Source organism: Streptomyces sp. NPDC033966 (assembly GCF_055575955.1).
The window spans coordinates 43,748-62,551 of the sequence record NZ_JBVIRQ010000015.1; the positions used below are offsets into that span (position 1 = coordinate 43,748).

At 71.1% G+C, this 18,804-nt stretch carries 19 protein-coding genes; 3 read left to right on the plus strand and 16 right to left on the minus strand.

What is annotated here, in order from left to right:
• Positions 1-6: 6 nt before the first annotated feature.
• Positions 7-687 (minus strand): response regulator, encoded by a 681-nt coding sequence (locus ACZ518_RS32500; protein WP_469116617.1) that lies wholly within the window; start codon positions 685-687, stop codon positions 7-9.
• Positions 688-727: 40 nt separating this feature from the next.
• Complete coding sequence (murJ, locus tag ACZ518_RS32505) at positions 728-2,410, minus strand: murein biosynthesis integral membrane protein MurJ (protein WP_469116618.1); 1,683 nt, start codon at positions 2,408-2,410, stop codon at positions 728-730.
• A 378-nt stretch (positions 2,411-2,788) separates the two neighbouring features.
• Here murJ and ACZ518_RS32510 point away from each other — a divergent pair, with 378 nt between their 5' ends.
• Together ACZ518_RS32510 and ACZ518_RS32515 are read left to right on the plus strand one after the other, a co-directional pair.
• Positions 2,789-3,967: a L,D-transpeptidase gene (locus ACZ518_RS32510; protein WP_469116717.1), complete on the plus strand. Its 1,179-nt coding sequence runs from the start codon at positions 2,789-2,791 to the stop codon at positions 3,965-3,967.
• 130 nt (positions 3,968-4,097) lie between these two features.
• The gene (locus ACZ518_RS32515; protein ID WP_469116619.1) at positions 4,098-5,684 is read left to right on the plus strand and encodes a CocE/NonD family hydrolase; all 1,587 of its coding nucleotides are present in this window, start codon (positions 4,098-4,100) and stop codon (positions 5,682-5,684) included.
• Between the two features lie 24 nt (positions 5,685-5,708).
• Here the strand turns inward: ACZ518_RS32515 and ACZ518_RS32520 are convergent, their stop codons facing one another.
• The 12 genes from ACZ518_RS32520 to ACZ518_RS32575 form a co-directional block, all read right to left on the minus strand.
• Positions 5,709-6,587 (minus strand): amino acid ABC transporter permease, encoded by an 879-nt coding sequence (locus ACZ518_RS32520; protein WP_469116620.1) that lies wholly within the window; start codon positions 6,585-6,587, stop codon positions 5,709-5,711.
• A complete protein-coding gene (locus ACZ518_RS32525; protein WP_007267422.1) occupies positions 6,584-7,228 on the minus strand; it encodes an amino acid ABC transporter permease in 645 nt (214 codons plus the stop codon). Before ACZ518_RS32525 ends, ACZ518_RS32520 begins: the two co-directional genes overlap by 4 nt.
• Before the next feature lie 17 nt (positions 7,229-7,245).
• Positions 7,246-8,151 (minus strand): glutamate ABC transporter substrate-binding protein, encoded by a 906-nt coding sequence (locus ACZ518_RS32530; RefSeq protein WP_469116621.1) that lies wholly within the window; start codon positions 8,149-8,151, stop codon positions 7,246-7,248.
• 11 nt (positions 8,152-8,162) lie between these two features.
• Positions 8,163-8,906: an amino acid ABC transporter ATP-binding protein gene (locus tag ACZ518_RS32535; protein WP_469116622.1), complete on the minus strand. Its 744-nt coding sequence runs from the start codon at positions 8,904-8,906 to the stop codon at positions 8,163-8,165.
• Positions 8,907-9,018: 112 nt separating this feature from the next.
• Positions 9,019-9,459, minus strand: coding sequence for a DUF6278 family protein (locus tag ACZ518_RS32540; RefSeq protein WP_469116623.1), 441 nt, complete (start codon positions 9,457-9,459; stop codon positions 9,019-9,021).
• 63 nt (positions 9,460-9,522) lie between these two features.
• Positions 9,523-10,302 carry an exodeoxyribonuclease III gene (locus ACZ518_RS32545; RefSeq protein WP_469116624.1) on the minus strand — a complete coding sequence of 260 codons (780 nt, stop codon included), beginning with the start codon at positions 10,300-10,302 and terminating at the stop codon, positions 9,523-9,525.
• Positions 10,303-10,332: 30 nt separating this feature from the next.
• Entirely contained in the window at positions 10,333-10,965 is a 633-nt protein-coding gene (locus tag ACZ518_RS32550; protein ID WP_469116625.1) for an MBL fold metallo-hydrolase, read from the minus strand.
• 25 nt (positions 10,966-10,990) lie between these two features.
• Complete coding sequence (locus ACZ518_RS32555) at positions 10,991-11,590, minus strand: hypothetical protein (protein ID WP_469116626.1); 600 nt, start codon at positions 11,588-11,590, stop codon at positions 10,991-10,993.
• Positions 11,587-12,756, minus strand: a complete 1,170-nt coding sequence (locus ACZ518_RS32560; protein ID WP_469116627.1) for an ROK family glucokinase — start codon at positions 12,754-12,756, stop codon at positions 11,587-11,589. Before ACZ518_RS32560 ends, ACZ518_RS32555 begins: the two co-directional genes overlap by 4 nt.
• Positions 12,753-13,589 (minus strand): ATP-binding cassette domain-containing protein, encoded by an 837-nt coding sequence (locus ACZ518_RS32565; RefSeq protein ID WP_469116628.1) that lies wholly within the window; start codon positions 13,587-13,589, stop codon positions 12,753-12,755. The genes ACZ518_RS32560 and ACZ518_RS32565 overlap by 4 nt, the downstream gene beginning before the upstream one ends.
• Positions 13,586-14,626 (minus strand): ABC transporter permease, encoded by a 1,041-nt coding sequence (locus ACZ518_RS32570; protein WP_469116629.1) that lies wholly within the window; start codon positions 14,624-14,626, stop codon positions 13,586-13,588. The genes ACZ518_RS32565 and ACZ518_RS32570 overlap by 4 nt, the downstream gene beginning before the upstream one ends.
• The gene (locus ACZ518_RS32575; RefSeq protein WP_469116630.1) at positions 14,623-15,633 is read right to left on the minus strand and encodes a sugar ABC transporter substrate-binding protein; all 1,011 of its coding nucleotides are present in this window, start codon (positions 15,631-15,633) and stop codon (positions 14,623-14,625) included. Before ACZ518_RS32575 ends, ACZ518_RS32570 begins: the two co-directional genes overlap by 4 nt.
• A gap of 142 nt (positions 15,634-15,775) precedes the next feature.
• On the opposite strand from ACZ518_RS32575, the gene ACZ518_RS32580 reads away from it, so the two are divergent.
• Complete coding sequence (locus tag ACZ518_RS32580) at positions 15,776-16,780, plus strand: Gfo/Idh/MocA family protein (protein ID WP_469116631.1); 1,005 nt, start codon at positions 15,776-15,778, stop codon at positions 16,778-16,780.
• A gap of 99 nt (positions 16,781-16,879) precedes the next feature.
• Here ACZ518_RS32580 and ACZ518_RS32585 read toward each other — a convergent pair whose 3' ends face one another.
• Positions 16,880-17,797 (minus strand): DMT family transporter, encoded by a 918-nt coding sequence (locus ACZ518_RS32585; RefSeq protein ID WP_469116632.1) that lies wholly within the window; start codon positions 17,795-17,797, stop codon positions 16,880-16,882.
• Between the two features lie 135 nt (positions 17,798-17,932).
• Positions 17,933-18,550: a dihydrofolate reductase family protein gene (locus ACZ518_RS32590; RefSeq protein WP_469116633.1), complete on the minus strand. Its 618-nt coding sequence runs from the start codon at positions 18,548-18,550 to the stop codon at positions 17,933-17,935.
• Between the last annotated feature and the right edge of the window lie 254 nt (positions 18,551-18,804).

Here is an 18,804-nt window from a genome sequence, read left to right on the forward strand (position 1 = left end):
TGCCCCCTAGAGCGGGCCGAAGCGGTAGCCGAAGCCCCGCACGGTCTGTATGTAGCGGGGGTGGCGGTCGGGGTCCTCGACCTTGTTGCGCAGCCGGCGCACGCAGGCGTCCACGAGCCGGGCGTCGGCGTGGTAGCTGTGCTCCCACACGTACTCCAGCAGCTGCTGCCGGGAGAAGACCTGTTCGGGTGAGGCCGACAGGTGGAGCAGGAGCTTGATCTCGCTGGGCGCGAGGGCGATGCGCTCGCCGTTCTTGGCGACGGTCAGCCCGGCGCGGTCGATGGCGAGTTCGCCGTGGCGTTCCACGCCGGGCCGGCCGCCCGGACCCTTGAGGCGGCGCAGCACGGCCTTGACGCGGGCCTCGATGATCGCGGTGCGGGCGGGTTTGACGATGTAGTCGTCGGCGCCTGCCTCCAGGCCGACGACGATGTCGAAGTCGTCGCCGCGCGCGGTGAGCATGATGATCGGGACCTGGCTGGTCTCGCGGATCCGGCGGCAGACCTGTACGCCGTTGATGCCGGGCAGCATCAGGTCCAGCAGGACCAGCTCGGGGCGGAAGCCGCCGATGAGGGCCAGTCCCTCCTCGCCGGTCGCGGCGGCGCTCACCTCGTGGCCGCGGCGGCGCAGGCCGAGGCCGACCCCTTCCCGGATGGAAGGGTCGTCCTCGATCAGCAGTACGCGTGGCATCCGGTCAGTATTCCAGGGTGGTTCATGTGCTTTTCTCCCGCTATCGGCTGGCCTTCCGGCGCAGGGAGTCCAGCAGGCCGGTGATCTCCGCCAGGCGCAGCGGCCGGGCGAGGAGTACGACGACCAGGGCGAGCGCGGCGGTTCCCGCTCCGGCCGCCGCGAAGGGGCCGGGGCCCTCGGCGGCGCGGGCGGCCCCGTACGCGGCGGCGGTGGCGGGCAGGCAGGCGGCGAGCAGCCGCAGGTGGGTGCCGAGGGCGGTGGTGCGGGCGCCGCCGCGCGGGCCGAGCCGCCGGGAGAGGGCGTACGCGGTGACGGCTGCGCCCCCGATGAAGGCGAGGGAGGTGGCGGCGGCCATGCCGGTGACGGCCCAGCGCACCGGCAGCAGCAGGTAGGCGGCGTACGACAGTCCGGCGTTGAGGGCGACGATGACCAGGTTGAGGAAGAAGGGGGTGCGGGTGTCGGAGAGGGCGTAGAAGCCGCGCGCGAGCACGTACTGGGCGGAGTAGGCGACCAGGCCGGGGGCGAAGGCGGCGAGCATGCCGGCCATGGCCCCGACCTCGTCGGGGGTGACCTTGCCGTATCCGGAGACGCAGTCCATCACCCAGGGGGCCAGTGCGGCGAAGAGCGCGGCGGCGGGCACCACGAGGGCGGCGCTGGAGCGCAGTGCGTACGAGACGTCCTCGCGGACGGCGGTGAGGTCGCCTTCGGCTGCGGCCGAGCTCATCCGGGGCATGAGGGCGGTGACCAGGGAGACGGTGATGATGCCCTGGGGGACGATCCACAGCTGGTAGGCGCTGGTGTAGGCGGCGTAGCCGAAGCCGGGGGCCTGGTCGCCGACGGTGGTGGAGAGCTTGGTCACCACCCAGTAGGCGATCTGGTTGGTGAGGACGAGCACGACCAGCCAGCCCGCGTTGCGCAGGGGACGGGTGAGGCCGCTGCCGCGCCAGTCGAAGCGGGGGCGCCAGCGGAAGCGGGCGGCGCGCAGCGAGGGGACGAGGGCGAGGGCCTGGATGACGATTCCGGCGGTGGTGCCGATGCCCAGCAGCCGGGTGTCGGCGGCGCCGAGGGCGTCGCGGCCGCCGCCGGAGGTGTGGAGGAAGAGGCCGAAGACACCGATGATCACGATGTTGTTGAGGACGGGGGTCCACATCATCGCGCCGAACCGGCCGCGTGCGTTCAGCACTTGGCCGAGCAGGGTGAACAGCCCGTAGAAGAGGATCTGCGGCAGGCAGAAGCGGGCCAGGGCGATGACGGTGCTCCGCTGGGCTTCCGTGTAGGAGGCGGGGGTGTACGCGTCGACGATCAGCGGCGTGGCGAGGACGGCGGCGGCGGTGAGCGCGAGGAGCGCCACCGTGCAGGCGGTCAGCAGCCGGTCGGTGTACGCGGCCCCGCCGTCGCGGTGCTCCTTGGCGGCGCGGACCAGCTCGGGGACGAAGACGGCGTTGAGCGCGCCGCCGATGAGCAGCATGTAGATGATGTTCGGGACGGTGTTGGCGACGGTGTAGCCGTCACCGAGGAAGCCGGCGCCCAGGGCGGCGAGGACCACGGCGGAGCGGACGAAGCCGGTGGCGCGGGAGACGACGGAGCCGGCGGCCATCAGCGCGCCGCTGCGCAGCACCGAGGTCTTCGCCGGGGCCTCGGCCGCCGCCTTCGCGGGTGCCGGTTCCGCCGGTGGGCCCGTGGGGGCCGCGCCTGGTGCCGCGCTGCTGGTGGATCCGTACATCGGGGTCTTTCCCTTCGCCGAGCCGAAGGTGGAGGGTAACCCGGCCGTCGGGGCCCGGTGAATTTTCCTGCCGGTAGGGTCCTTTGGCCCCCGCTGCGGCGCGGAAGGTCCTTTTACCGCCCCGGACCCACCCGTTGGCCAATTCCGGACGGCCTCATTCCGGACGGCCTCATTCCGTAGGGCGCTCCCGAATGTGACCGGATGGCAACAGTTCCGCTGCGGCCCATGTCACAACGGTCCCGAGGAGTTTTTCCGCGGAATGCGCAACCTAATGTGGCCGCGTTCGCTCCTTACGTGAGGACGACCGTTATTTCGGAGGGGTTTTCGTTGAGCCGTACACGCCGCACCGCACTTCCGCGCCGCCGCACCCGTCACGCGATGCTGGCGGGCACCGCACTGCTCACGCTCGCGCTCAGCGCCTGCGGGGGCGGCGGCTCCGGCGGGCAGGCGGGCGGCGACGGCAAAGGGGGCGGAGCGGAGAAGGGCCCGGACATGGCGATCTCGGTGAACCTCACGGGTGACCAGGTCAAGGCCGGCGAGCCGGTGAGGGTGACCCTCGCCGACGGCAAATTCTCCCTGGTCAAGGTGGTCGACGGCAAGGGCGGGGAGCTGGCGGGGCAGATATCCGCCGACGGCCGGACCTGGACCTCGGAGCGCAACGCCTCCCCCGGCACCGACTACCGGGTCGAGGCTCAGAACACCGCCAGCCAGAGCGCGAGCACCCAGTTCAAGACCTCGCCCGCGGACAAGGTGAACAAGGTCTCCATCAACATCCCGAAGGGCAGCACGGTGGGCGTCGCGATGCCCGTCTCGCTGGTCTTCGACAATCCGGTGAAGAACAAGGCCGAGGTCGAGAAGCAGCTGAAGGTCACCACGTCGGACAACACCGAGGGTTCCTGGGGCTGGTTCAAGGACTATTCCGGGAAGGACCGGGTGGACTGGCGGCCGAAGGAGTACTGGAAGTCCGGCACCGACGTGAAGGTCGACATGAAACTGAACGGCGTGGACTCCGGATCCGGCGGCGGTCTCTTCGCCCGCGACTACAACACCGAGTTCAGGATAGGCAAGGACCGCCGGATGGAGGTCAGCCTCGACACCAAGAAGATGACGGTGACCGAGGACGGCCAGGCGGTGAAGACGATCCCGGTCTCGGCGGGCACGCCCGGCGGCCAGAAGGCCTCCTGGTCCGGGAAGATGGTGCTGATGGCGAAGGAGGGCACCATCCGGATGGACTCCCAGACGGTGGGCCTGGGCGACTCCTACGACAAGATGGTCGACTACTCGATGCGGCTGACCTGGTCGGGCATGTACGCGCACGCCGCGCCGTGGAACTCCGCCAACTTCGGCCGCGTCAACTCCAGCTCGGGCTGCGTGGGCATGAGCGACGCCGAGGCCAAGTCCTTCTACGAGCGCGTGCAGGTCGGCGACCCCTTCGAGGTGGTCGGCAGCGGCTCCAAGGGCAACGCCGACCTCGGCAACGGGTACGGCGAGTGGAACCTGTCGTGGGACCAGTGGAAGGCGAAGAGCGCCCTGGCCGGCGGCTCCCAGCAGGGCTGACCGGGCGGGCGGCCGGCCGACCGCTCCTCAATTGTTACCGCTACGTAACTTACTCACGGGTTACCTTGAGTAAGCCCCTCCCGTTACCGTCGGGTCACTTTCGGACACCGGCGCACGCGAGGAGCGATCGATGAGAACCCGCCCCACCACCGCAGCGGCCGTGGCCGCACTGCTCGCGGCGACCGCCCTGGGCCTGGCCCCCCATCAGGCCCAGGCGGCCCCCGCCGCCGCCACCTCGCAGACCGACGCGTCCTCGCAGGTGAGCTTCCACGACATCCCCGGCTCCGGCGGCATCACCCTCAAGGGCAACGTCTTCACCCCGGCCGGCGCCGAACCCGGCCGGAAATACCCCCTGATCGTGCTCCCCACCAGCTGGGGCATGCCGCAGATCGAATACATCGCCCAGGCCAAGAAGCTCGCCGACTCCGGTTACGTCGTGGTCGGTTACACCTCGCGCGGCTTCTGGCTCTCCGGCGGCCAGATCGAGACCGCCGGACCGGCGGACGTCGCCGACGTCTCCGCCGTCATCGACTGGGCCCTCGCCAACGCCCCCGCCGACCCCGGCCGCATCGGCCTCGGCGGGGTCTCGTACGGGGCGGGCATCAGCCTGCTGGCCTCCGCGCACGACCCGCGCGTCAAGGCCGTGGTGGCCCTCAGCGGCTGGGCCGACCTCATCGAGTCCATCTACTCCGGCCGCACCCAGCACCTCCAGGCCGCGGGCATGCTCGGCGCCGCCGGCCACCTCACCGGCCGCCCCGGACCCGAACTCCAGCAGATCCTCGGCGACTTCCTCGGCTCGAAACTGGAGAACGAGCAGGCGATGATCGAGTGGGGGAAGAAGCGCTCCGCCGCCGAGCAGGTCGACCGGATCAACGCCAACGGCGCCGCGATCATGCTGGGCAACGCCTGGGGCGACACCATCTTCCCGCCCAACCAGTACGCGGCGTTCTTCGAGAAGCTCACCGGCCCCAAGCGCCTGGAGTTCCGCCCCGGCGACCACGCCACCGCAGAGGCCACCGGCCTGCTGGGCCTGCCCAACGACACCTGGACCAACGCCCACCGCTGGTTCGACCGCTACCTCAAGGGCGAGCGCAACGGGGTCGACGCCGAGGCCCCGGTGCAGATCAAGTCCCGCAGCACCGACGGGTACGAGGGCTACGCCGACTGGAAGGCGGTCGGTTCCGGCGGCACCGAGAGGCTCCCGCTCACCGACAGCGAGCACGTCTGGGCGAACGTCGACTCCGGCGCCAACGGCGGGATCCTCTTCCTCTCCAGCGTCCTCGACCAGTTCGCGAAGGCCCCGCCGACCGCCTCGGTCCCGCTGCTCCCCCGTGCCTTCGCCGCCGTCTGGCAGTCGCCGCGCCACGAGGAGCAGCGCCGGATCCGCGGCACCGTGCGCCTGCACACCACCGTCACGCCCACCAAGGGCGACGGCACCTTCGTCGCCTACCTCTACGACGTCGGCCCGCTCGGCATCGGCAAGCTCGTCAGCAACGCCCCGTACACCTTCCACGGGAAGACCCCCGGCCAGTCCTTCGGGGTCGACCTGGACCTCTTCTCCACCGCCTACGACGTGCCCGCGGGCCACCGCCTGGCCCTCGTCGTCGACACGGTCGACCCGCTCTACATCGAGCACAACCCCACCGGCGCGCAGCTGACCTTCTCCTCGCCGCGCACCGATCCCTCGTACGTCTCGGTGCCGCTGCGCGAGCAGTGATCCGCGGCCGCTGCCGGGGGGCGTCTATCTTCCCGGCAGCACCGTGCCCGGTTCGGCGGGGGCGACCTCGACGGCCCTGGTCTTCAGGCTGCGCCGCTCGCGCCGCGCGACCCAGGTGGCGAACCAGGACAGCAGCATGCACATGCCGATGTAGATCGGCGAGATGATCATCACGACGGGGATGAAGGGCAGGTCGTAGTCCAGGTTGGAGGCGATCAGCTTGCCCGCGTGCAGGAACTCCTCGTAGGTGATCAGGAAGCCCAGCGAGGTGTCCTTCAGGGCCACCACCAGCTGGCTGATGATGGTGGGCAGCATCGCCCGGACCGCCTGTGGTGCGAGCACGAAGGTCATCACCTGCGTCTTGCGCATGCCGAGCGCGTACGCCGCCTCGCGCTGGCCCTTCTCCACGGCGTTGACGCCCGTGCGGAAGACCTCGGCGAGCACCGACCCGTTGTACAGGGTCAGCCCCGCCACCAGGGCGGGCAGGGGCTGGACCTTCAGCGCCACGAAGATGAAGAAGATCATCACCAGTACCGGCATGGCCCGGAAGAACTCCACGCACAGCGTGGCGGTCCAGCGCACCGGACGGTGCACCGAGAGCCTGCCCGTCGCGAGCACCGCGCCGAGCGCCAGGGACAGCACGGAGGCGTACGCGAAGGCCTTCAGGGTGTTGCCGAGCCCCTTGAGCAGCAGCTCCTGGATGCCCTCGTACTCGAAGGGGCTCCACTTGGCGGCGGTGAACTGGTCGGTGTCGAAGAGCAGGTAGAGGATCCACGCCAGCAGGGCGAGGATCAACGCCGTCGAGGCGATCCCGTAGAGGAAGTGGCGGCGCTGGGCCCGGGGCCCGGGCAGGTCGTAGAGGGCGGTGGACCCCAGGTCCCCGTGCAGCGCGTGCGCGGTCATCGGGCGACTCCGTAGCGCTTCTCCAGCACGTTGAAGACCGCGCTGATGGACAGGGTGATGATCAGGTAGCCGACGGCGATCCAGACGAAGGTCCAGATGATGCTGTAGCCCAGCTCGTTGAGGGTCTTGTACGTGCCCAGCAGCTCGGTGACGCTGAAGGCGCCGGCGATCGCGGAGTTCTTCGCGAGCGCGATCAGGGTCGAGCCGATGGGCGGGATGACGGAGCGGAAGGCCTGCGGCAGCACCACCGTGCCCAGGGTCTGCCCGAAGGACATGCCCAGGCTGCGCGCGGCCTCGCCCTGCCCCTTGGGCACGGTGTTGATGCCGGAGCGCAGCGCCTCGCAGATGAAGGCCGAGGTGTAGCAGCCGAGAGCGAGGACCGCGAAGAGCTGGAAGGGCAGGACCAGCCCGAAGCGCGGCAGGCCCAGCAGTACGGCGAAGAAGAGCAGGGTGAGCGGGGTGTTGCGCAGCACGGTCACCCAGACCGTGCCGAAGACCCGGAAGGAGCCGACGGGCGCGACGCGGAAGGAGGCCATCAGGAAGCCGAGGACCAGGGCGAGGAGCGAGGCGTAGACGGTCAGCTCCACGGTGCCGAGGAAGCCCTTGCCGTAGAGCGCGAAGTTCTCGGTGAGTACGTTCATGGGGATGCGCTCTCCCTTCAGCCCGCCGGGTAGCGGTCGATGGCGGGCGGCTTGGGGGCGGGCTGGCCGGAGAGGCCGAGCGTGGCCTCGTAGGCCTTCTTCCAGTCGCCGTTCCTCTCGTCCGCCTCCAGCGCGTCGTCGAGGGCGAGGCGCAGGGCGTCGTCGCCGCGGGGGACGCCGATGCCGTAGGGCTCCTGGGAGAACGGCTTGCCGACGACCTTGAGCTCCTCGGGGACCTTGGCGGCGTAGCCGAGGAGGATGGAGTCGTCGGTGGAGACGGCGTCGACCTGGTAGGTCAGCAGGTTGTCCACGCAGACCGAGTAGGTGTCGTAGGCGACGAGCACGGCGTGGGGGAACTCCCGCTGGAGCCGCTGGTAGGGGGTGGAGCCGGCGGCGGAGCAGACCTTCTTGCCGTCGAGGTCCTCGGGGCCCTTGATGTCCTTCTCGTTCCTGCGGACGAGGAGGGACTGGCCGGCCATGAAGTAGGGGCCCGCGAAGCCGACCTGCTTCTTGCGGTTGTCGTTGATCGTGTAGGTGCCCACGTAGTAGTCGATCTGACCGTTCTGCAGGGCGGTCTCGCGGTTGGCGGAGGCGATCGTCTTGAACTCGATGGTCTTGGGGTCGAAGCCGAGCGAGGCCGCCATCATCTTGGCGATCTCGATGTCGAAGCCGGAGTAGCGGCCGCTCGCGGGGTCCTTCTCCCCCATGTAGGGCTGGTCCTCCTTGACGCCGACGACGAGGCGGCCGCGCTTCTTCGCCTTCTCCCAGGTGCGTGACTGGGGCAGCGAGAAGCCGGTGTCGACCTTGTAGGCGGGCAGGTCCTCGGGCTGGGGGCCCTTGACCGGGGGGCTGCCGGACTTGCCGCAGGCGGCGGTCGCGAGGAGCAGCGCCGCCAGGGCGAGTGCGCGCAGGGTGTGCTTCATCGGGCCGCCCCTCAGTGCTTGAGGATCTTGGAGAGGAAGTCCCGGGCCCGGTCGCTCTCGGGGGCGGTGAAGAAGGCCTCCGGGGTGCGGTCCTCGATGATCCGGCCGTCGGCCATGAAGACGACGCGGTTCGCGGCGGAGCGGGCGAAGCCCATCTCGTGGGTGACCACGACCATGGTCATCCCGTCGCGGGCCAGCTGCTGCATGACCTCCAGCACCTCGTTGATCATCTCCGGGTCGAGTGCGGAGGTGGGCTCGTCGAAGAGCAGCGCCTTGGGGTTCATGGCGAGGGCGCGGGCGATGGCCACGCGCTGCTGCTGGCCGCCGGAGAGCTGGGCGGGGAACTTGTCCGCCTGACTGGCGAGGCCCACCCGGTCCAGGAGCTCCCGGGAGCGCTTGTCGGCCTCGTCCTTCTTGCGCTTGCGCACCTTGATCTGGGCGAGCGAGACGTTGGCCAGGACGGTCTTGTGCGCGAAGAGGTTGAAGGACTGGAAGACCATGCCGACCTCGGCGCGCAGGCCCGCCAGCTCCTTGCCCTCGGCGGGCAGGGGCCGGCCGTCGAGGGTGATGGTGCCGGACTCGATGGTCTCCAGCCGGTTGATCGTTCGGCAGAGCGTGGACTTGCCGGACCCGGAGGGCCCGATGACCACCACGACCTCCCCGCGGCCGACGGTGAGGTTGATGTCCTGGAGGACGTGCAACTTCCCGTAGTGCTTGTTGACGTCCCGCAGCTCGATCAACGGATCGACGGCCATACGCTGCCCTGCCCACTTGTCGGTGTGTCGAGGTCAGCGCAAACTATCCAGCCGTCGAAGGGACTTCACCTCGACACGCCAAAAAGGTACATAAAGTACATTGGCCCTTTATTCAGCCTTCGGAGGCCTCGGCGTAGGCCTGGCTCAGCTCCGGGGAACCGGTCATCGCCCAGGACAGCCCCGACTCGATCACGTTGAGCTCCCGCCCGGACGCGAGCCGGATCACCGGCTGGCCGTTGGGCCAGACCTGCCAGCCGGCCCCCGGGAGGCTGCGCACGATCACGGTCCCGAGGTAGAAGCCGGCGTCGTTGCCCAGCCAGGGCACGGCCTCGGGGTCCCGGCGCCAGCGCGGCATCAGCTGGTCCAGGTCCTCCAACGAGGCCGGGGTCTGGTCGAGTTCCAGCCCGGCCGCCCTCGCCTGGGACCGCAGCATCTCGCACTCCGAGAACAGCTCGGCGACGCCCTCGGGATCATCCGCGAGGGCGGCGGCGAGCCCCGCACCCTGTTCCGTTTCGTGCCGGTTCAGCCAGTTGGCCAGGAAAGGGATGTTCATACCGACCACCCTGGCACCAGGATCCCCGGCTGGCCACAGGGCGCGCCTTGATCCGTCCGTCTTCTAGACGTCCAGGTCGACGACGACCGGGGCGTGGTCGGAGGCGCCCTTGCCCTTGCGCTCCTCGCGGTCGACGTACGCGTCCTTGACGGCCTTCGCGAAGGGTTCGTTCCCGTACACCAGGTCGATGCGCATGCCCCGGTTCTTGGGGAAGGCCAGCTGGCGGTAGTCCCAGAAGGTGTACGGGCGGTCGTACTTGAGCGCGCGCGGCATGACGTCGGCGAGACCGGCCGCGCGCAGGGCCTCCAGGGCGGCCCGCTCGGCGGGGGTGACGTGCGTGAGGCCCGCGAAGACGGCCGGGTCGTACACGTCCTCGTCGGTCGGCGCCACGTTGAAGTCGCCGAGGACCGCGAAGGGGCGGGTGCCGGCCGCGTCCTCGGCGATGGCGGCGGCCAGCGCGCCGAACCAGTTCAGCTTGTAGCCGTAGTGGTCGTGCTCGACCTCGCGGCCGTTGGGCACGTACACGGACCAGACGCGCACCCCGCCGCAGGTGGCGGAGATGGCGCGGGGCTCCTGGACGCCCTCGTAGTCGGGGCCGCCGGGCAGCCCCACGACGACGTCCTCCAGCCCGACGCGGGAGAGCAGGGCCACGCCGTTCCACCGGCCGGTGGCGTTGACGACCGACTCGTAGCCCAGCTCGCGCAGCTCGGCGGCGGGGAACTGCTCCGCGGAGCACTTGGTCTCCTGGATGCACAGCACATCCGTGCCGGAGCTCTCCAGCCAGGCCAGCAGGCGCGGCAGCCGGGCGGTGATCGAGTTGACGTTGTACGTGGCGATACGCATGCACACCAACCTACCGCCCGGCACCGACAGTCAGAGCGCGGCGCTCTCACCTGCGCCGAGACGGCTGTGCGGGGCGCCGCCGAGGTTGTCCAGGGCGAAGTCGTAGATGGGCCGGGCGATGTCCGAGAGGTAGGCGTCGTGGATGTCGACGGCCCGGCCCGGCTTGACCTCGCGGACGTAGTCGATCACCTCGGAGACCTTGTTCCACGGCGCGTGCACGGGCAGCATCAGCGTCTCCACCGGGACCCCGGGCACGGTCAGCGCGTCCCCGGGGTGGAAGAGGGAGCCGTCCACGAGGTAGCCGACGTTCGTGACGCGCGGGATGTCCGGGTGGATCACGGCGTGCAGCTCGCCGTGGACCTGGACCTCGAAGCCCGCCGCGGTGAAGGCGTCGCCGTGGCCCACGGTGTGCACCCGGCCCGGGTAGGCGGCGGCCATCCGGTCCGCGACGCTGCGCAGGGTCCACAGGGCGGCGGCCGGGTTCGCGTCGAGCGCGGCGCGCAGCCGGCCCTCGTCGAAGTGGTCGGGGTGCTCGTGGGTGACCAGCAGGACGTCCGCCCCGAGGCCCGCGTCAGGTTCGCTGAAGGCGCCCGGGTCGATGACGAGCACGCGCCCGTCCTTCTCCAACTGGACGCAGGAGTGCAGCCGTTTGGTGAGCTTCATGATCCCACCATAGGCCGTGGACGGCCTATGGCACGGTGGTGGAGACCACGTAGACGCGGGGGGCCGACGGGTTGGTGAAGTCGACCGTGATGTCACGGGTGGGACGCGGGTCCTCGGCCTCCAGGGTGACCCCGGACCACGTGTGCTGCGGGCTCCAGCTCCAGCCGGCGACCCCGGCGTCGCGGTCGGAGACCGACACGCCGGGCGTCAGGGCGTCCCTGCTCGTGCCCACGCCGCCCAGGAAGGTGTCCAGTTCCGCGGGGGTCACCTGGAACTGCACGTACAGCCGGCTGGTGTGCCAGTTGTTGGTCTCCAGGTAGCCGACGTGGGAGGCCATCATCGGGATCGGCACCTCGTAGATGCCGCGCTGCACCTTGGAGGGCCAGTCGGTGCGCACCTTGACCGCGCCCACCCGGGCGGCCTTGTCCCTGCCGCTCTCACGGCTCTGCTGCGTCGAGACGAACAGGTAGCCCGCCGGGACCCCGATGAGCAGCACGATGATGATCGCGGTGACCCAGCGGCGCCGTACGGTGTGCCGGCGGTCCTCGCGCTCCTCGGCGGTGGGCGGCTGCGTACCGCCCGCTTCGGGGGAGGAGGCCTGGCGGGGCAGGGAGGGCGGTGTCACTGCTGTTCCTGATCCTTGGTGTCCGTGGGGCCCGCGGCGCCGCGCCGGCCCAGCTGCGCGTAGCGCTCGTGGCGCTCGACGCGTCGGCGCGTGGCGCGGCGGAAGCGGCGGGCGACGAGCCGGGCGAGGTCGGCGGCGCCGACCATGCCGGCCTCGGGGCCCAGCTGGGCCTTGGCGATGCGGGCCTCGGGGCGGTAGCCGCGGCCGGTGAGGTGGCGGCGGAAGGCGTCCCGGGCGGGGCCGATCAGCAGGTCGTCGGCGGCGCTGACGCCGCCGCCGATGACGAAGCAGGAGGGGTCCAGGGCGGCGGCGAGGTTGGCGATGCCGACGCCGAGCCACTGGCCGATGTCCTGGAGGAGCTCGACGCACATGGCGTCGCCCTCGCGGGCCAGCTCGGTGATCAGCGGCCCGGTGATCTCGTGGACGTTGCCGCCGACCTTGGCGATGATGTTGTACGCGACCGGGGAGTCGGCGGCGGCCAGCTCGCGGGCCTCGCGGACCAGGGCGTTGCCGGAGCTGTACTGCTCCCAGCAGCCGCGGTTGCCGCAGGGGCAGCGGTGTCCGCCGGGGACGACCTGCATGTGGCCGAACTCGCCGGCCACCCCGAAGCGGCCGCGCTTGACCTGGCCGCCCTCCAGGATGGCCCCGCCGATCCCGGTGCCCAGGGTGATCATGACGAGGTGGTCCTCGCCGCGGCCGGCGCCGAAGCGCCATTCGGCCCAGGCGGCGGTGTTGGCATCGTTGTCCACCATGACCGGGACCGCGAGCCGGGACTGGAGGGCGTCGCGCAGCGGCTCGTCGCGCCAGGCCAGGTGCGGGGCGAACAGGACGCGGGAGCGGTCGGCGTCGACCCAGCCGGCGGCACCGATGCCCACGGCGTGCACGTCGTGCCGGTCGGAAAGGTCGAGGACCAGCTCGACGATGGTGTCCTCGACGACCTTGGGGCTCTTGGACTTGTCCGGGGTCTCGGTGCGGATCTTCTCCAGGATGACCCCGTCGGCGTCGACCACCCCGGCCATCACCTTGGTGCCGCCGATGTCGATGCCGACGGTCGGGACGCGCGGGGCGGTGCGCAGCGAACGGCGCTCACGGGTCCCGACGGTCCGCAGGACGGTGCCCCGCGCCGCCCCCCGGTGGGCGAGCGTGAAGTCCCGGTACGTGCTCATCGAGTCGTTTCGTCCCTGTCGGTGGCCGGATCGGATGGGGTGGTCGCCCCTGATTCTGCCACCCGCTCCAGCTCGTGGCTCAGCTCCTCCAGCTCGGAGCCGCCCGCCATCTGCCGGGTGAGCTCGTCCAGGGTGATCGAGTCCCGGGTGTGGCTGCCCGCCATGGCGCCCCGCTTGAGGAGTACGAAGCGGTTCCCGACCAGGTACGCGTGGTGCGGGTTGTGGGTGATGAGGACCACGCCGAGGCCCGCGTCGCGGGCGGCGGCGACGTACTTGAGGACCACGCCGGACTGCTTGACGCCGAGGGCGGCGGTGGGTTCGTCCAGTACGAGGACCTTCGCGCCGAAGTACACGGCGCGGGCGATGGCCACGCACTGCCGCTCGCCGCCGGAGAGGGTGCCGATGGGCTGGTCGACGTCGCGCAGGTCGATGCCCATGCGCAGCAGCTCGTTGCGGGTGGTCTCGCGCATGAGCTCCACGTCGAGGCGGCGGAAGGGGCCGCGGCCCTTGGTGGGCTCGGAACCGAGGAAGAAGTTCCGCCAGACCGGCATGAGGGGGACGACGGCCAGGTCCTGGTAGACGGTGGCGATGCCGTGGTCGAGGGCGGCGCGCGGGTTGGCCAGCCCGGTCTCGGCGCCCTCGATCTCGAAGCTGCCGGCGTCGTGCCGGTGCAGCCCCGCGATGATCTTGATGAGGGTGGACTTGCCGGCGCCGTTGTCGCCGAGCACACAGGTGATCTCGCCCGCCGACACCTCCAGGGAGACGCCCTGGAGGGCGCGGATGTTGCCGTAGTACTTGCTGACGTCCGTCAGCTTCACCAGTGGCGTGCTCATGCCCGCGCCTCCGCCCGCTTGCGGACCCATGCGTTCAGCAGCGTGGCGAGCAGCAGCATGGCGCCCAGGAAGAACTTGAACCAGTCCGGGTTCCACTGCGCGTAGACGATGCCGTTGCTGGTCATGCCGAAGATGAAGGCGCCGACGGCCGAGCCGATCGCGGAGCCGTAGCCGCCGGTCATCAGACAGCCGCCGATGACGGCCGCGATGATGTAGAGGAACTCGTTGCCGACGCCCTCGCCGGACTGGACGACGTCGAAGGAGAAGAGGATGTGCTGCCCGGAGATCCAGGCGCACAGCGCGACCCCCATGTAGAGGCCGATCCGGGTCTTGACCACCGGGACGCCGGTGGCGCGGGCCGCGTCGGCCCCGCCGCCCACGGCGAAGATCCAGTTCCCGGCGCGGGTGCGCAGCAGGATCCAGGTGGCGACGGCGACCAGCACCAGCCACCACAGGATGGTGACCTTGAGGGTGACCGAGCCGACGTTCCACTGCGAGGCGAACAGGGCCCTGGCGGAGGAGAAGCCCTCCATGTCGGCGATCGTCTTGGTGGAGACCGAGCCGCTGATCAGCTTGGTGAAGCCGAGGTTCAGGCCGGTCAGCATCAGGAAGGTGCCGAGCGTGATGATGAAGCTCGGCAGCTTGGTGCGGGTCAGCATGAACCCGTTGAAGAAGCCGATGGCCAGGGTGACCAGCAGGGAGACGAGGACGCCGACCCAGACGTTGGCGGTCATCTGGTAGCTGAACATCGAGCTGAACAGCGCCGAGGTGGTGACCATGACGCCGGCCGACAGGTCGAACTCGCCTCCGATCATCAGCAGGGCGACCGGGACCGCCATGATGCCGATGGTGGAGGCCGAGTACAGGACCGTGCTCAGGCTGGAGGGCTTCAGGAAGCTGTCGGCTGCGAAGCAGAAGAAGACGAAGACGGCGGCGGCGCCGACGACCGCGCCCAGCTCGGGGCGGCCCAGCAGCCGCCGGACGTACGAGGTGGGCGCCAGCCGTTCGTCCACGGCGGGGGCGGCGGGGGTGCTCATCGGCTGCCCCGCCTGATGTACTCCTCCAGCTTGGCCGCCTCGGCCGCGGTGACGATCTGCGGGCCGGTCAGCACCGGGCGGCCGCCGCCGAGGACGTCCGCGTTGTACCGGTGGAGCCACAGCAGGTCCACGGCCTCGTAGCCCTGGAGGTAGGGCTGCTGGTCCACGGCGAAGCCCAGCGCCCCGGACTTCAGGTCGCGGGCCACGGACTCGTTGAGGTCGAAGGTGTCGACCTCGGCCTTGCTGCCCGCCGCGTCCTTCGCCTTGACGGCGGTGGGGGCGAAGGGCGCGCCGAGCGTGACGATCGCGTCGACGGAGGGGTCCGCCTGGAGCTTCGCCTGGACGGCCGCCTGGACGGAGGGCATGTTGGTGCCCTCGACGTACAGGTTCTCCATGGAGCCGCCGAAGGTCTTCTTGGCGCCGGCGCAGCGCTGCTCGTGGCCCACGTTGCCCTGCTCGTGCAGGACGCAGACGGCCTTCTTCCTGCCGCGCTTGGTCAGCTCCGTGCCGACGGCCTCGCCGGCGATCTCCTCGTCCTGCCCGATGTGGGTGAGCGCCCCGTACGCGGCGGACTGGGCGGAGCCGGAGTTGACCGTGACCACCGGGATGCCGGCCTTGACGGCCTTGCCGATGACGTCCTTGAGGGCCTCGGGCTTGGCGAGGCTGACGATGATCCCGTCGACCTTCTGGTCGATGGCGTTCTGCACGAACTGGGCCTGCTGCTGCGCCTGGTCGTCGTGGGAGTAGACGAAGTTGATGTTGTCCTTCGCCGAGGCCTCCTTGGCTCCCTTCTGCACGATGTCCCAGAAGGTGTCCCCGTCGCCCGCGTGGGTGACCATCGCGAAGGTCCAGCGCGGCGTGGACACGGCGGGCCGGCCCGCCTGCGCGGCCTTCGCCCGCTCCTCGGCGCGCTTGCCGCCCGTGCTGCTGCAGCCCGCGAGGGAGGCCCCCAGTACCGCCGCGAGCACGGCGCTGACGACGCGTACCCCTGTCCGAACCCTAGCCACGTCCCCGTGCCTTTCCCTCGTCCGTCATCAATCGGTCATTCCGGTTTCAGCCGCCCAGTATCCGCCACAGTGGACCATGGAGGGTCATCGGGGCATGCGCGGGCAGATTGACAGGTCCCCCGTACGGGGTCACGTTGAGTGCATGCGCATCGGGCTGATCGGAACGGGCCGGATCGGCTCCTTCCACGCGGCCGCACTGGCCCGCCACCCGGACGCCGGCTCGCTGCTGCTCGCCGACGCCGACCCCCGGCGGGCCGCGCGGCTCGCGGACCGGCTGGGGGCCACCGCCGCTCCGGCGGTCGACCAGGTGTTCACCTGGGGCGTGGACGCCGTGGTGGTGGCCTGTGCCACGGAGGGCCACGCCGACCTGGTGGTACGGGCGGTGCGCGGCGGACTGCCGGTGTTCTGCGAGAAGCCGCTGGCCCCGGACCTGGCCCGCACCCTGGCCGTGCTGCGCGAGGTGGGGACGGCCCGGGGGCTGCTCCAGGTCGGCTTCATGCGGCGCTTCGACGCGGGTTACCGGACCGCGCGGGAGCTGGTCCGTTCGGGTGCCCTGGGGCGGCTGCACACGGTGCGCACGATGACCGCCGACCCGGCCCCGCCGCCGGCCGAGTACCTCGCGGCCTCCGGGGGCCTGTACCGGGACTGCCTGGTGCACGACTTCGACATGGTCCGCTGGGTGACCGGGCGCGAGGTGGCCGAGGTGTACGCGACCGGCGCCGACGCGGGTCCGGCCCGGTTCCGGGAGACGGGGGACGTGGACACCGCCGCCGCCGTCCTGACCCTGGACGACGGGACGCTGGTCACCAGTACCGGGACCCGCTGCAACGGGGCCGGGTACGACGTGCGGATGGAGCTGGCCGGGGAGCTGGACCAGGTCTCCTCCGGGCTGGACGACCGTACGCCGATCGCCTCGACCGAGCCGCACGGCCCGCCCCCGGCGAGCAAGCCGTGGACCGGGTTCCTGGAGCGGTTCGCCCCCGCCTACGAGGCGGAGCTCGCGGCGTTCGTACGGCTGGTGCGCGGCGAGGGGGACAACCCCTGCGACGGGCTCCAGGCGCTCGCCGCGTTCCGGGTGGCCGAGGCCTGCGAGCGCTCCCGGCGGGAGCGCCGGCCCGTACGGCTGGAGGAGCTCCCGGACCTGTAGGGTGCGGGCGCCGGCGGACATGCGGGCCACAGTAAGGCCGGTGATCAAGCCCGCAGGAGCCGTTTACCGGCCAATCGGCGCGGGTTCGGCGGCCTGGCCTCAGCCCCCGGCCGCGCGGCGCCCCCAGGCGGTGCCGGCGAGGACCAGGGCCGCTCCGGTGAGGCCGGCGGCGCCGAGGTGCTCGCCCCCGATGGCGATGCCCGCGGCGGCCGCCCACAGCGGTTCGGTGCCGAGCAGCAGGCTGACGCGGGAGGGCGAGGTACGGCGTACGGCCCACATCTGCACGAAGAAGGCGAAGAGGGTGCAGAAGACGGAGAGGAAGGCGAGTCCGGCCCATTCGGCGGGCCCGAAGCCGGCGGCCGCCGCCCAGGGACCGTCACCGGTGCCGGGGACCGCGGCCAGCACGGCGAAGACCAGTCCGGCGCTGCCGAGCTGGACGGTGGTCAGCGACAGGGAGTCGGCGTCCTGCACGGCCTTGATCCGCGCCATCAGCAGGACGTGCAGGGTGCGGGCCAGGGCCGCGCCGAGGATCAGCAGGTCTCCGGAGCCGGGCACGGCGAACCCGGCGCCCTGCGTCAGGAGCACCACCCCGGCGACGGAGACGGCGGCGGCCCCGAGGAAGGCGGCCGACGGCTTCCTGCGGTGCACGGCGGACTCGGCGAGCGGCGTGAAGATCATGGTCAGGCTGATGATGAGACCGGCGTTGGTGGCCGAGGTGTGCACCACCCCGTAGGTCTCCAGCAGGAAGATCCCGCCGAGTACGAGGCCCAGCGCGGCGGCGCCGCGCAGCTGGGCGGGGCTCAGCGCGCGCAGCCGCCGCCATCCGGCGATGACGAGTACGGGGAGCACGAGCGCGAAGCGCAGCACGAGGACCGCGATCACGGTGTGCGTGGTGGTGATCCCCTTGGCTGCGAGGAAGCTGCCGCCCCAGACGACGGCGACGAGCAGCACGGGCAGGTCCGCGAGCCAGGCGCGGCGGGGGGCGAGGGCGGGGGCGGGGGCGGTGAGGGTGGACACCGGGGCGGCTCCGACGGCGGGCAGGGAGTGGAGACGGCGGCGGCTCGCACGGGGGCGGGCCCACCGTAACCGAGTGGATCTTCCCGGTCGACCGGTTAACCCGCGCCGGCCCGCGCCCGCCGGGCCCCTCCCCGCTCAGTCGGCGACGGTGCCGAAGGAGGCCCGGCCCGTGGGGCGGTAGGTGTGGATGGCGGTACCGCTGCCGGTGGTGCGGGAGTCGGTCGTCTCGAAGGCCGTGGGCAGGCCGCCGGTGGGGAACAGGCGCCGGCCCGCACCGAGGAAGACGGGGAAGACCAGGAGGTTCAGCTCGTCGACGAGGTCGCGGGCGAGCAGCCACTGGGCGAGCTGTCCGCTGCCGTGCACCTGGAGCTCCCCGTCCAGGGCGTCCTTGACGCGGACGATCTCGGACTGGAGCTGTTCCCCGTCCACGACGGTGGCGGGGCCCCAGGCGGGCTCCTTGAGGGTGGTCGAGGCGACGTACTTCGGCAGCCGGTTGAGCTTGTTCGGGATCGGGTCGGCCGGGTCGTCGTGCTGCGGCCAGTACGAGGCGAAGATGTCGTACGTCCGGCGCCCGAGGAGGAAGGCCGCGGCCCGGCCGAAGACCTCGTTCATGAACTCCCCCATGCCCTCGTCGGCGAACGGCACGAGCCAGCCGCCGTACCCGAAGCCGCCGCTGCGGTCCTCGTCGGGCCCGCCGGGGGCCTGCATCACTCCGTCGAGGGTCAGGAAGGTGGTGAGGGTCAGCTTGCCCATGGCGCGGCGCTCCTTGTGTCGGTGTCTTCTCCTCCTCAGACTCCCGTCGGCGCCGGAACTCATCGGTGCGGCGCGCGTGAACGCGGGGTCGGATTCCCGCCAGCGCCGTCCACGCGCCCCGGATTTCGTTGAACACACAACCAAATGAACGGAACGGGGGAGGAACGACATGAACGGCAACACGGTGGCCCTGGTGACGGGCTGGTGACGGCGGACACGCCGCGTGAGGGCGGTGTCCTTCGGTTCGGGGGCCT